The organism is Micromonospora sp. ATA51, assembly GCF_016802855.1.
In the GTDB taxonomy this organism is placed as follows: Bacteria; Actinomycetota; Actinomycetes; order Mycobacteriales; family Micromonosporaceae; genus Micromonospora; species Micromonospora sicca.
In genome coordinates, this window is sequence record NZ_JAEVHJ010000200.1 from 1 (window position 1) to 12,360 (window position 12,360).

General features: G+C 74.3%; 12 protein-coding genes and 1 pseudogene. 3 read left to right on the plus strand and 10 right to left on the minus strand.

Annotated elements, in window-relative coordinates; genetic code table 11:
• The 3 genes from JNW87_RS25470 to shbA form a co-directional block, all read right to left on the minus strand.
• On the minus strand, positions 1 to 676 hold a 676-nt coding region (locus tag JNW87_RS25470; protein WP_238454547.1), incomplete at its 3' end, for a Pr6Pr family membrane protein.
• Positions 673 to 1,848, minus strand: a complete 1,176-nt coding sequence (locus tag JNW87_RS25475; RefSeq protein ID WP_238454548.1) for a hypothetical protein — start codon at positions 1,846 to 1,848, stop codon at positions 673 to 675. The genes JNW87_RS25470 and JNW87_RS25475, both read right to left, overlap by 4 nt.
• Positions 1,845 to 2,417 (minus strand): RNA polymerase sigma factor ShbA, encoded by a 573-nt coding sequence (gene shbA / locus JNW87_RS25480; protein ID WP_109801393.1) that lies wholly within the window; start codon positions 2,415 to 2,417, stop codon positions 1,845 to 1,847. The genes JNW87_RS25475 and shbA overlap by 4 nt, the downstream gene beginning before the upstream one ends.
• 278 nt (positions 2,418 to 2,695) lie before the next feature.
• Here shbA and JNW87_RS25485 point away from each other — a divergent pair, with 278 nt between their 5' ends.
• Positions 2,696 to 3,913 (plus strand): S8 family peptidase, encoded by a 1,218-nt coding sequence (locus tag JNW87_RS25485; RefSeq protein ID WP_109801394.1) that lies wholly within the window; start codon positions 2,696 to 2,698, stop codon positions 3,911 to 3,913.
• Positions 3,914 to 3,988: 75 nt separating this feature from the next.
• Here the strand turns inward: JNW87_RS25485 and JNW87_RS25490 are convergent, their stop codons facing one another.
• Positions 3,989 to 4,771: a hypothetical protein gene (locus JNW87_RS25490; protein ID WP_146231028.1), complete on the minus strand. Its 783-nt coding sequence runs from the start codon at positions 4,769 to 4,771 to the stop codon at positions 3,989 to 3,991.
• 117 nt (positions 4,772 to 4,888) lie between these two features.
• On the minus strand, positions 4,889 to 5,395 hold the full coding sequence (locus JNW87_RS25495) for a DinB family protein (protein WP_109801396.1): 507 nt from the start codon (positions 5,393 to 5,395) through the stop codon (positions 4,889 to 4,891).
• Between the two features lie 131 nt (positions 5,396 to 5,526).
• Between JNW87_RS25495 and JNW87_RS25500 the strand changes: the two are divergent.
• Positions 5,527 to 6,418 (plus strand): annotated as a pseudogene (locus JNW87_RS25500) (DUF72 domain-containing protein).
• A gap of 925 nt (positions 6,419 to 7,343) precedes the next feature.
• Here JNW87_RS25500 and JNW87_RS25505 read toward each other — a convergent pair.
• The 4 genes from JNW87_RS25505 to JNW87_RS25520 all read right to left on the minus strand — a co-directional run bounded on the left by JNW87_RS25505 (position 7,344) and on the right by JNW87_RS25520 (position 10,666).
• On the minus strand, positions 7,344 to 7,973 hold the full coding sequence (locus JNW87_RS25505) for a hypothetical protein (RefSeq protein WP_109801400.1): 630 nt from the start codon (positions 7,971 to 7,973) through the stop codon (positions 7,344 to 7,346).
• A 168-nt stretch (positions 7,974 to 8,141) separates the two neighbouring features.
• A complete protein-coding gene (locus JNW87_RS25510; protein ID WP_238454549.1) occupies positions 8,142 to 9,005 on the minus strand; it encodes an alpha/beta fold hydrolase in 864 nt (287 codons plus the stop codon).
• 9 nt (positions 9,006 to 9,014) lie between these two features.
• Complete coding sequence (locus JNW87_RS25515; RefSeq protein WP_109801402.1) at positions 9,015 to 9,986, minus strand: glycosyltransferase family 9 protein; 972 nt, start codon at positions 9,984 to 9,986, stop codon at positions 9,015 to 9,017.
• Positions 9,983 to 10,666, minus strand: a complete 684-nt coding sequence (locus JNW87_RS25520; RefSeq protein ID WP_238454550.1) for an SDR family oxidoreductase — start codon at positions 10,664 to 10,666, stop codon at positions 9,983 to 9,985. The genes JNW87_RS25515 and JNW87_RS25520 overlap by 4 nt, the downstream gene beginning before the upstream one ends.
• A gap of 163 nt (positions 10,667 to 10,829) precedes the next feature.
• On the opposite strand from JNW87_RS25520, the gene JNW87_RS25525 reads away from it, so the two are divergent.
• The gene (locus tag JNW87_RS25525; protein WP_309234037.1) at positions 10,830 to 11,624 is read left to right on the plus strand and encodes a transposase; all 795 of its coding nucleotides are present in this window, start codon (positions 10,830 to 10,832) and stop codon (positions 11,622 to 11,624) included.
• Positions 11,625 to 11,783: 159 nt separating this feature from the next.
• Here JNW87_RS25525 and rfaE2 read toward each other — a convergent pair.
• The coding region (gene rfaE2 / locus JNW87_RS25530; protein WP_238454552.1) for a D-glycero-beta-D-manno-heptose 1-phosphate adenylyltransferase at positions 11,784 to 12,360 on the minus strand (577 nt) is incomplete at its 5' end.

Genomic DNA, 12,360 nt, shown 5'->3' on the forward strand with positions numbered 1-12,360 from the left:
CGGGCGCGGCGGTCGCCGGGCCGCCGGCGGCGACCCCGGGGCGGCTCGCACCCCGCCGGGCCAGCCCCCGGTCGACGCCGACGAGGAGCAGACCGAGCAGCCAGAACGCTAACGCGAAGAAGAGCGAGCTGAGCCCGACACCGCCGTAGCCGAGCTGCCCCGCGTCGATGAACGGGTACGGATAGCGGTGCACGACCAGCCCGCGTGCCAGGGCGAACCCGAGGTACGCCAGCGGGAAGGCCAGCCACCAGGCCGCGTACCGGGGGCGTAGCCGGCCGCGCCGGTCGAACAGCGCCCAGTCCGCGATCGCGAGCAGCGGCACGACGGTGTGCAGGAACTGGTTGCCCAGCGCCTCGCCGAACGCCCGGTCCGGCTGGACCATTGCGAACGGGCTGGCCGGGTTGGCCAGCACCAGGTGGTAGACCACCCCGGTGATGGTGATGTAGAGGGTCACCGCGCCCTTGAGCGCCGAGGGCGGCTCGGGGCGGTCCTGCCAGGCCCGCCAGGCGGCGTAGCCGGCGAAGAGCCCGGCCGCCACGTTGCTCTGGATGGTGAAGTACGGCAGCAGCCCGGTCACCGTGGCCGGGCCGAGCGCGGTGAGCACGATCCCGGCCAGCACGCTGATCACGCTCGCCAGACGGAAGCCGAGCGCCACCCGCCGACGCCGCAGACTCATTCGGGGCAAGCTATCAGCCCGTCGCCGGCAGCAGCCGCTCGGCCGGCGGCCGGGTGGCCCGGCGGCAGCGGCCCGGACCGCGCCGGCGGTGGGCCCGACCGGGGGAGCTGGTTCGTATCGTCCGTCGCCGTCGGAGCAGTTCCGCCCGAGGCGGTCGGGGGGAGTCGCCGCGGGGTTGCCGGTGGTTTCCGCTCCGGTGCGCCATCTCCGCTCGCCGGCGCCGTCGGGCCCGACTCCTCGGGGGTGTGGGGACTGGGCCGGGACGGGCGGTCGGGCCGCGTCGGCAGGGCCGGCTGCGTTCGCTCCGCCGAAGGTTCCGTGGCGGACGGGATCATCACGACGGCCGGTGCGCCGGTGTCGCCGCCCGCGTCGTGCGGCCCGGTCGGCGCCGGGCTCGACGGGGTGCCGGGCGGTGTCGTCGACGCGGACGTCGTCGGGGCACCCGGCGCCGGCTTCGGCGGGTCGGCCGTCGGCAGTCGTTGCCGCAGGTCGTCGAGGTCGACCCGGAGCCGGGCCCGGTGCTCGTCGTCGCCGAGCGCGGCGAGCAGAGCTGCGGCCCGCTCAAGGTGGGCGCGGGCGTCTGCGTATCGGCCGGCGGTGAGGTCGCGTCGGGCCTGGTCCAGCATCCGATCGATCTCCTGTTCGGTACGCAGCGACTCGGCCCGCTCGGTCCAGATCAGTTCGGCGACCGGCCAGAGCAGCCCGCCCGGTTCCGCCCTGGCCGACCCGAGCCAGAGACCGCCGGTCATCGTCAGCAGGGTCAGTGCCGATCCGGCGAAGACCCGCCCATACCGTCGTGGCGCCCGCCCGGGGCGGTGTCGTTTCCGCCGCGCCGCCGGCACCACGTCCGCCGCCGGTGGCATCGCGGGCGCAGCACTCCGCCCGCCGCGCGTCGGGTCGGACCGCTCGTCCGCCGTGGTCGCGTCGTCGCGCCCGCCTCCGGCCGCCGTGGCGGTCTCCGGGCTCGTCGGTAGCCGATCCGGTCCGGCGACAGAACCCGACGCCGCGGCGTCGACAGCCGCGGCTCGGGCCTCCAGTTCGGCGTGCCAGTCGGTCAGCAGGGCGGCGACCGGGTCATCGGCGGCCGGTGGCTCGCCGCGACGGATCGCGTCGAGCAGTTCGTCGTCCCGCAGCACCGGGTCCTCAGGTGGGGGAGGAACGTTGGAGGTCATCGGATCACCGCAGCCAGGGTGTCCCCGGCGACGGCGCGCAGCCGGGTGAGCGCGCGGTGCTGCACCAGCCGTACGGCACCACCGGTCATGCCGAGCACCGTACCGACCTCGTCCGCGGTCATGCCGACCGCCAGCCGGAGAACCAGGATCTCCCGGTGGATCGCCGGCAGTTGGGCCAGCAACTCGTTGAGGCGGGCGCCCAGGTCGGCGGCGAGGGCCAGTGGTTCCGGCCCGGGCGTGGGGTCGGCGGTGTCCGGCACGTCGGCGACGCTGTCCGTGCGGTCCCGGCTCGCCGTGCGGCAGGCGTCGGCGACCTTGCGCGCAGCGATGCCGTAGACGAAGGCGAGGAAGGGCCGACCCTGGTCGGTGAAGCGGGGCAGCGCGCGAAGCACCGCGACGCAGACCTCCTGGGCGACGTCCTCCGCGGTCGCGCCTCCGACGCCGACATGGCCCAACCGGGCCAGGCTGTAGCGCACGACGATCGGTCTGATCTGTGTCAGCACCCCGGCCACCGCCGCGGGATCACCGGCGACGGCCCGACGCACGAGGTCGGGATGCGGTGTGTCCATCGAGGTCAATGAGGGCCTTCCGGTGCGGCTCGCTCGACCGTAGCCGCCCTCCGTCGTACCGCCAAGGGGTGAAACGCCGCGATTCCCGGCGGCGATAACCCGACAGGAGAGGGCCCCGGCGACCTGGCGTCAGCGACGTCGGGTCAGTCGCTATGCGGCTTTTCCAACAAATCTGTATATTTCCAATAACGAATAGCTTTGCACCCTGGCCCGGCACCGCCGGCTGCGACAACCTCGGCATGGGCCAACCGCCCCTACCGCACGTGGAGAGGAACCCCATGCGCAAGACACTGGGCGTCGCGATGCTCACCGGCATCGTCGTCGCCGCCTCGGCCACCGGCGCCAACGCCGCGCCGCGCGCCGAGGCGCAGACCGCCTACATCGTCGTCCTCCGCTCCGACGCCAACTCGTCGTCGGTCGCCACCGAGCAGGCCAGGGCCAACGGCGCGAGCCTCGGCCACATCTACCAGTACGCCCTGCGCGGCTACTCGGCCCAGATGAGCGCGACGGCCGCCGCCCGCATCGCCCGAGACTCGCGGGTGCTCTTCGTCCAGCCCGACGGGGTGGCGACCGCCGACGCCCAGACGACGCCGACCGGCATCAACCGGGCCGACGCCGAGCTGAGCCCGACCGCGAAGATCAACGGCGTGGACGAGCGGGTCAACGTCGACGTGGCGGTCATCGACACCGGCATCGACCTCACCCACCCGGATCTCAACGTCTACACCGCCGGGGCCAAGAACTGCTCCACCGGCACCAGCGCGAACGACGGCAACGGCCACGGCTCGCACGTCTCCGGCACGATCGGCGCGCTGGACAACGGCGTCGGTGTGGTCGGCATGGCGCCGGGTGCCCGGCTCTGGCCCGTCCGGGTGCTCAACAACGCCGGCAGTGGCACCTTCTCCGACATCATCTGCGGCATCGACTACGTGACCGCGCACGCCAGCGAGATCGAGGTCGCCAACATGAGCCTCGGCGGCTCCGGCTCCGACAGCGCCTGCGGCAGCAACAAGGACGCCATGCACGAGGCCATCTGCAGGTCCGTCGCGGCCGGTGTGACGTACGTCGTCGCCGCCGGCAACGAGACCGACAATGCCGCCAACCACGTGCCGGCCGCGTACGACGAGGTCATCACCGTCAGCGCGCTCGCCGACTTCAACGGCCTGCCCGGTGGCGGCGCGGCGGCCACCTGCCGCAGCGACGTGGACGACACCATCGCCGACTTCTCGAACTTCGGCGCGGACGTGGACCTGATGGCCCCGGGTGTCTGCATCTACTCCACCTGGAAGGGCGGCGGCTACAACACCATCTCCGGCACCTCGATGGCCAGCCCGCACGCCGCCGGTGGCGCCGCCCTCTACAAGGCGACCCACCCGACGGCCAGCCCCAGCGCGGTCAAGTCGGCCCTCCAGTCGGCCGGTACGACCAGCTACAGCTGGCCGGCAGGCGACCCCGACGGGATCCAGGAGAAGCTCCTGAACGTCGCCACCTTCTGATCCTCGGCCGTACTGGCAGGAGGAGCCGCAGCATCCGGGTCGGCTGCCCGCAGGACGGGCGGCGACCGCCTCGGCTCAGCGCGAGGTCGGGCCGGTCGAGGCCGGCAGGTTCCCCGACGGGCTGGTGGGCCGCCCGGTCGGGTCCCCAGGGGTATCCGGCGTGGACGGTGCGCGGTCCGGTCGGCCGGTGACCTGGCCGGTCGGTTCGCCGCCGGTCTTGCCGCTCGGGCTGACCGTCCGGCCGCCCGGGTTGTTCCGAGCGTCGAGCACCCGATCGCAGTAACCAGGCACCTTCTCGCGTCCCCCCGCAGCCGAGAGCAGTTCGGCGAAGCGGGGGCTGTCCAGCATCCGGTGGCGGTTGCCGTTCTGCTCGGCCCGGTAGGCGGTGCAGAGCCCGACCAGGGCCGGTGAGGCCGTCGCCGGGTCGGACGGGCCGCCGGCTGCGGTGGGGGAGACGGTGGGGCCGCCGGTCGGCGTGGGACGCCCAGCAGCGCTCGCGCTCGGTGGCGTCGTGGTGTGGTCGGCGCCGCTCCGGGATCCGGGCAGGGCGCCGGTGGCCGCGGCCAGCGCCACGCCGCCGGTGGTGGCGGCCAGCAGGGCCGCGAGGGCGACCTTCGCGCTGAGCAGCCCGGCGAGGATCCGCCGCTCGGGGCCGGCGGCCGGCCCCGGAACCGAACCCGCCCGCGCCGTTCGGAACGCCTCCAGGGCGACCCGCTCGCCGGCCAGCTCGTGCGGGCGGGCGGCGGCCCGGACGGCGGTGAGTAGTCGGACGAGCGCCTCCGGACCATCCGGCGGGTCGGCGACGGGACCGACGAGCAGTCGCTCGACGGCCTCCTGGTCCATGCGGTGTGCGTTCATCTCGTGTCCCTCAGCGCCGTCGCTCGACGCGACGTCACATGGGAACCCTGCGTACGCCCCCGATTCCGCAGGTGAGATCGATCACCCCGCGCGGCAACGGGCCGTGTGCCCCTGGGCTCAGCCCATGGTCTTCGCCCCGTCGATCGACTCGCGGAGGATGTCCGCGTGCCCGGCGTGCTGGGCGGTCTCCGCGATCAGGTGCAGCAGCACCCGCCGCACCGACCAGCTCGCGCCCGGTTCGAACCAGGGCGCGGTCGGTAGCGGGTGCGCGGTGTCCAGGTCGAGCGTGGCCACCAGTTCGTCCGTCGCGCGGGCGACCCGGTCGAACTCGTCGAGCAGGCCGGCGAGCGTCTCGCCCTCCTGCATCCGGAACTGGCCCGCCCAGTCGACCGGCTGGCTCCGCATGGCCTCGGCGCCGCCGACCGCGAACCGCATCCACCGCTGCTCGACGATCGTGACGTGTTTGATCAGGCCGCCGAGGCAGAGCTCGCTGACCGTGCTGCGCTGTGCCGCCTGCTCGTCGGTCAGCCCGTCCACCGTCTGCCGGAGGAAGCCGCGGTGCCGACGCAGCGTGGCGAGCAGATCCGCCCGCTCACCGGTGACGACCTGCTCGGAAACGCTCATGATGTCTGCCCTTCCTTGACGACTGCGACCACGATATGGCCGGCCACCGACAGTCCCGCGTCACTCCACGGCGGACGCCCGCACGTTCCCAGCGGTTGCCGATCCGCCCGGCCCGCGGTGCACTGAACTACATGGGTGTAGTCAAGGTGGGAACCTCGTCCTGGGCCGACCAGCAGCTGGTCCGCTCGGGCTGGTACCCGCGGGCGGTCAACACCCCGGCCGGCGGCTCGGCTGGTACGCGGAGCGGTTCGCGCTGGTGGAGGTGGACACCTCCTACTACGCGATCCCGCCGCCGGAGACCGCCGAGGGCTGGGTGGCGGCCGCCCGCCCGGCTTCACCTTCGACGTCAAGGCGTTCAGCCTCTTCACCGGCCACCACACGCCCGTGGCGGCGCTGCCGCGGGACCTGCGCCCGGCCGGCGGCCCGAGCCGGATCCGCTGGCGGGACCTGCCCGCCGGGGCGTACGACGAGCTCTGGGACCGGTTCCGGGCGGCGCTGGCGCCGATCGCGGCGGCCGACCGGCTCGGCGCGGTGCTGCTGCAGTTCCCGCCGTGGCTGGCCCGGAGCGCGGCGGCCGAGCGGCGGATCGCCGAGCTGGCCCGGCGGTGCCGACCGTGGCGGGTCAGCGTCGAGCTGCGGCACTCGTCCTGGTTCACGGAGGACACCGTCGTGGACACCGTGACCTTCCTGCGCGAGCACGGGCTGACCTACGTCTGCGTGGACATGCCGCAGGGGCACGCTTCCTCGGTGCCGCCGATCCTGGTCGCCACCGCCGACCTCGCCGTCGTCCGGTTCCACGGGCACAGCGCCGCCTGGGAGAGCGGCGACAAGCAGGACAGGTTCCGGTACGGCGACGAGGAGCTGCGGCGCTGGTCGGTGCTGCTCACCGAGCTGGCCGACCAGTGTGCCGAGCTGCACGCGCTGATGAACAACTGCTGCGGCGACCAGGCCCAGCGCGACGCGGCCCGCCTCGCCGGACTGCTCGGCGTCGACGTCACCCGGGCGCGGGCCGCCGCCTCCTGACGCCGTCGCCCGAGGTTTCCCCGGTCCCGGGCCGGGTACCGGCGGAGCCGAGGCACGACGGAAGGGGAGCGCGTGAGCCAGCGGGACGAGGCGGCGACGGGCCGGCCGGACGACCGGGACCCCGGGCGACCCGGGAAGCCGAGGAGGCGCACGGCGGCAGCATGGCGCCCGGCCTGGTGGACGACACCGGCCACCCGGTGACCGAGCCGCCCGCGCCGGAGCACGAGCCCGAGCCGTCCGCGATGGGGACGCCGGGGGAGGACGGGACCGGCTCCTGACCGCGCCTGCCGACCCTCGTGGTCTTCCTCGCGCTCGGGGTCGCCGGCCCGACCCGGCCCGACCGCCTGGTGCGGTCGGGCGTTGCGTGTTCCGGGTCCGCTCAGCCGCGCCGGGTGACCCCCTCCGGGCGCATGCCGGTCGACTCCTCCAGGGAGTTGTCCGGCAGGTCCTCGCCGGCCCGGTCGTCCGGGAACGTGCGTGCGCTCGGCGCGGGGTCGGGCGGCGCGCCGGGCCCCGCCTCCGCCGTACGGGTCGGTTCAACCGGGCCGAAACCGTGCCGCCCGGCCGGCTTCCCGTCGGCGGTCGGGCGCCGGCCCGGCGTTCGCCGCGCCGGCCCTCGGGCACCGCGCTCTCCTCGCTGCCCTCGTCCATCGGCGAGTCCTCGCCCGCGCCCCACGGCGGGTCGGCGTCGAACCCGTCCGTGGTACCCCACGGCTCGGCCGACTCCGGCCCCCGCCGCTCGCCACCCGTTGCCGGTCCGTCGTTCCTGGTCATGGCCACCTCGCCTGGTCGGTCAGCCCCTGCCGCGTTGATTGCCCGCCACCGCGCCGGTCATGCCGCCCGCCTTCGGCGGCGAATCGCCGACGGCGGCGTAGTGCCGGACGCCGGCGTCCCGGTGGGGCTGCCGGCCGTCCGGCCCGGCCGATCAGCGGCCCGACATCGCCATCTGCCGTTTGGCCGTGGCCATGCCGGCCACCTTGCCCATCGCCTTCGGCGCGGCCATCAAACCGCCGGCCCGGCCGAGCATCCCCCGGAACACCTGCCCCGGCTTCTGCTGCTCGCCCATGTACGCCGTCACCACCACCAGCGCGCCGGTCAGCGCCGGGATCGCCCACTGCAGCATCTTCAGCTGCCGCTGGCTGGAGGCGACGTTCGCCGGCGTCTGGTAGCTCGGCTCGGTGGCCCCCTCGACGGGCGGGCCGCCCGCCTTCTGCAACCGCATGCCGAGCAACCGGCTGTACCCGGTCACCGCGAGCGCGCCGACCGTCAGTGCGGTCTTCACCGCGCTCGTCTTCGCGACCCCGGACTGGGCGGTCATGCGTGGGCTCTCGGTGACCAGCTCACCCACCGCGCCGGCCAGGTGGGCGCCGATCGCCGCGGCGTTCACCGGGGTCCACCGGGCCCAGCCCGCCGAGGCCACCGGCAGCCGCTGCGTCGAATCGTTGACCTGTGCCGCCGCGCCGTTGACGCCAAGCGCTCCCATCAGCGAGCCGCCGAACCAGGCCGCCAGGCCCAGGTCGTGCATCGAGCGCAGTGCGGTGTGCCGTTCTGACATCTGGATCCCCCTCCGCGGTTTTCGAGCGTGCGGCATACCCACCATCCGGGCCGCTATGCACCGCGGTTCGCTGGTGTCGAGGCAGGTGGCGCCGGGACGCCGGAGAAGCGGACAGGACGGGGCGAGCAGGGCGTGAACGGGAGGTGCCGGGGGCGGACCGGGCGGCGGTCAGCGGCGGGGCAACCCGGCGGCGAAGCCGGCCACCCGGGCGGCCAGCGGCGTCGAGGCGCGGACCCAGGTGAAGTGGTCCAGCGCCGCACCCGCCTCCGCCGCCGTGTACCGGTGCCGGGTGACCGGCGCGGCGGTCAGCTTGGCGCAGAGGTGGTCGAGGGTGGCGTGCGGGGTGTACTGATCGTCGTCCACGCTGACCGCCAGCACCGGGGTACGCACCGACCCGACGGCCGCCTCGGCGTCCACCCCGTCGAGCGTCGGGAAGCGGCCGGTCCGCGCGGTGTACGCCCAGTCCCGGATCACCCCGCGTGCCTGCCGGCCGCCGAACCCCCAGCCCGGCCAGACGCCGAGCAGCCGGGCCGTCGCCGCGATCCCCTGGGTGTACGGCAGCACCCCCCAGCCCCGCGGTCCGGGGTAGCGGCGCCACCAGGGCAGGCCGACGGCCACCAGGGCCAGCCCGTCGACGACGTCCGCGTCGTGCAGCGCCTGGTGCAGGACCGCCGCCTGCCCGCCGAGGGAGTGCCCGAGCAGCACCCGGGTCCGCCCGTCCAGCCGGGGCTTGAGCGCCGCCAGCACGGCGGCGATGTCCCCGGCCAGCTCGGCATAGCCGTAGCGGCAGGACCGGCTGGGGGCGGGGGTGCTCTCGCCGGTGCCACGCAGGTCGGCCACGACGACACCGAGGCCGGCGGCGCGCAGGGCCGCGGCGAACGGACGGTAGTAGCGGGCCCGCACGCCCATCGCCGGCCAGATCAGCACCACCGGCGCATCCGGCGCGCCGTCCGGATCGGGGTACGTCTGCACGCCGATCCGGGCGCCGTCGACGTCGATGAACTCCTGGCTGTACTCCGGCTCCCCGCTCACCGGCTCAGCCTACGGCCGAAAGCTACCGGCGGGTAGCAGGGGTGTGGACGGCGGCCCGTCCGGCGGTCGGAGGCTGCGCTCGACGGCGGCGAGCACCGTCGGCACGTCCAGCGCCGCGAGCGCCGGGTGCGGGCCGCCGTCGTCGGCCGGTCGGCGCGGCCCCACCCAGAGCGCCTGATGCCACGGCCGGTCCGGCGGCGGGCCCCACTGCGCCGGCGGCACCGGCCCGAAGAGCAGCACCGACGGGGTGGCGTAACCGGTGGCGAGGTGGCCGACTCCGGTGTCGCCGCTGATCACCACGCGGGCGTGGGCGACCAGCGCGGCCAGCTCGCCGAGGTCGGTCTGCCCGGCCAGCACGGCGTCGGCGGGCAGCCCGGCCCGGTGGGCCACCTCCTCGGCGATGCCCCGCTCGCCGGGCCCGCCGGTCACCACCACCCGGTGGCCCCGGTCGGTCAGCTCCCGGGCCACCGCCGCGAACCGGGCCGGCGGCCAGCGCCGCTGGGTCGCCTTCGCGCCCGGGTGGACGATGCTCACCCCGGTCGGCAGCCGACCCGGCTCCGGCCGGCGCAGCGCCAGGTCGGTGCGGTCGGCAGGGATGCCGTACCAGGCCAGCAGCCGGCACCAGCGGTCGACCTCGTGCTCGTCGGCCCGCCAGCCCGGGCCGTCGAGGTGCCCGGCCTCGGCGTTGGCGAAGGCGAGCAGCCGGCGGGGCCGGACGCCGGCCAGCATCCGGTGCGACTGCGGGCCCCGGCCGTGCAGGTTGACCGCCAGTTCCGGCGGCGGGCCGGGCCACGCCAGGTGGCCCAGCCCGTCCGCCTCGACCAGCCGGTCCACGCCGCCGACCAGCTCGACCAGCGGCGCCAACCAGCACGGCGCGACCAACGCCAGCTCTTCGCCCGGGTACGCGGCGCGCAGCGCCCGCAGCGCCGGCACCCCGGTGGCGAGGTCGCCGACGCCGAGCGCCCTGAGCACCAGGATCACGGGTACGACGACTCCTGCTCGGCGCAGACCACCAACTCGCGGACGGCGCAGCCGGCCGGTTGGGTGAGGGCGAACAGGACCGCCTCGGCGGTGTCGGCCGGGTCGTTGAGGACCGCGTCCGGGCCGGGCTTGTACCGCTCGTCCCGGTCGTCGAAGAACGCCGTCCGCATTCCGCCGGGGATCAGCAGCGTCACGCCCACCTTTCCGGCCAGCTCGGCGGCGAGCGCCCGGGTGAACCCGACCACCCCGAACTTCGCCGCGCAGTACGCGGTGGCGTCGCTGACCGCCTTGACGCCCAGCGTGGAGGCGACGGCGACCACCGTGCCGTGCGAGCGTTCCAGGTGCGGCACCGCCGCCCGGACCACCGCGGCGGTGCCGAGCAGGTTGACCGCCACGATCCGGTCCCACGTCTCGCCGGGGACGTCGGCGAGCGGGCCGGGTACGTCCATGCCGGCGGCGGTGACCACCCCGTCGAGGCCGCCGGCCTGCTCGGCGAGCTGTCGGGTGGCCGCCTCGGCGGCCCGGGTGTCGGCCAGGTCGCACTCGACCCAGGGCACCCCCTCGGCCGGCGCCTGTCGGTCCAGCACGTACGGCCGGCCGCCGGCCTTGGCCACCGCGGTCACCACCGCCGCGCCGAGGCCGCTCGACCCGCCGGTGACGAGGATTGCGTGTCCGTTCATCAGATTCCTTCCGTGGATACCCCGCCTTCAGGCAGGGACGGAACGGGAACTCCCGCCCCTTAGGACAGGGAAAGCCGATTCGCCGTCAGGGCGAATGGGCGTCGCAATATTCGGGCGTGATGCTGTAACACATGCTTGCTAGGTTGTGAGGTGTGGCGTCGGTGTGAAGCGAGCTTTTCGGTATCGCTTCTACCCCACAGCCGCGCAAGCTGTTCAGCTGTCCCGCACGTTCGGGTGCGTGCGCAAGGTCTACAACCTCGCGCTGTCTGCGCGCACCGAGGCGTGGATGCTGCGGCAGGAGCGGGTCAACTACAACGCGACCTCGGCCATGCTGACCGCCTGGAAGAGGACAGACGGACTGGCCTACCTCAATGACGTGTCGTCGGTGCCGCTGCAGCAGACGCTGCGGCACCTGCAGGCCGCCTTTACGAACTTTTTCGCTGGCCGCGCCGGCTATCCGCGCTTCAAGTCGAAGAAGAGGTCGCGTCGGTCGGCGGAGTACACCGCCAGCGGGTTTCGTTACCGCGACGGCACGCTGACCCTCGCCAAGATGGCCGAGCCCTTGCAGATTGCTTGGTCGCGTCCGCTGCCGGACGGTGCGCAGCCGTCCACCGTGACCGTCAGTCAGGACGCCGCCGGACGCTGGTTCGTGTCCTTGCTGTGCGACGACGTGATCCCAGCTGCCGCGGTGACGGCCGCAGCGGTCGGGATCGATGCCGGCCTGGATCACTTGCTCACCCTGTCCACTGGGGAAAAAATCGCCAACCCGCGACACGAGCGCCGCGACCGGAAGCGGCTGGCCAGGGCGCAGCGGGACCTGGCGCGTCAGGAGAAAGGTTCCGCAAACCGGGGGAAGGCCCGGTTGCGGGTTGCGCGGATCCACGGGCTGGCCGAGAAGATGCCGTTGGCCGTGCGGTCGTGGGTGTGCCGGTGCGGCAGTGTCCACGACGTGATGTGAACGCGGCACGCAACATTTTGGCCGCCGGGCTGGCGGTGTCGGCCTGTGGAGCCGGTGTGAGACCTCAACGGGAGTCCTCCCGGAAGCGGCAGTCGGCGACGAAGCAGGAAACCCGGTGGGTGACCACTGGAATCTCCCGCCCTTGGGCGGAGGAGGATGTCAAACCGCTCCTTTGACGAGGTGGAGGCCGCGCTGGCGCGCGGCGGAGATGGTGCCGGTGGTGGACCGGCCGGCCAGGTAGGGGACGGTGACGGCCCGCCCGCCCCAGCGGTGCACGAGGTCCGCTTCGGGCAGCTCCTCGCCGGCGTAGTCGCCGCCCTTGACCCAGACGTCGGGTCGCAACCGGGCCAGCACCTGGTGCGGGGTGGGCTCGTCGAAGACCACCACCGCGTCGACGCAGTCCAGCGCGGCGAGCAGCCGGGCCCGGTCGCCCTCCGGGTTGACCGGGCGCTCCGGCCCCTTCAGGCCACGGACGCTGCGGTCGGAGTTGAGGCAGACGATCAGGCAGTCGCCGAGGCGGCGGGCCGCCTGGAGGGTGGCGACGTGCCCGGCGTGCAGGATGTCGAAGCAGCCGCCGGTGGCGACCGTGGTGCCGCCGTCGGCGCGTACCTTCGCCACCAGCGTCCTCGGCGGTGCGCCGCGGGTCAAGACATGCGCCCAGGGTCTGCCACCGCGCCTCGACGCCGGCGGGAGGACCCGACTGACCGATGGATCATCGGGAGGCGGCATGTCCACC

Bases quoted from the DNA above. Each gene is read 5' to 3' on its own strand.
- JNW87_RS25495 (WP_109801396.1), bottom strand. From the start codon at position 5,395: ATGAGCGTTTCCGAGCAGGTCGTCACCGGTGAGCGGGCGGATCTGCTC.
- shbA (WP_109801393.1), bottom strand. From the start codon at position 2,417: ATGGACACACCGCATCCCGACCTCGTGCGTCGGGCCGTCGCCGGTGAT.
- JNW87_RS25520 (WP_238454550.1), bottom strand. From the start codon at position 10,666: ATGAACGGACACGCAATCCTCGTCACCGGCGGGTCGAGCGGCCTCGGC.
- JNW87_RS25505 (WP_109801400.1), bottom strand. From the start codon at position 7,973: ATGTCAGAACGGCACACCGCACTGCGCTCGATGCACGACCTGGGCCTG.
- JNW87_RS25490 (WP_146231028.1), bottom strand. From the start codon at position 4,771: ATGAACGCACACCGCATGGACCAGGAGGCCGTCGAGCGACTGCTCGTC.
- JNW87_RS25475 (WP_238454548.1), bottom strand. From the start codon at position 1,848: ATGACCTCCAACGTTCCTCCCCCACCTGAGGACCCGGTGCTGCGGGAC.
- JNW87_RS25485 (WP_109801394.1), top strand. From the start codon at position 2,696: ATGCGCAAGACACTGGGCGTCGCGATGCTCACCGGCATCGTCGTCGCC.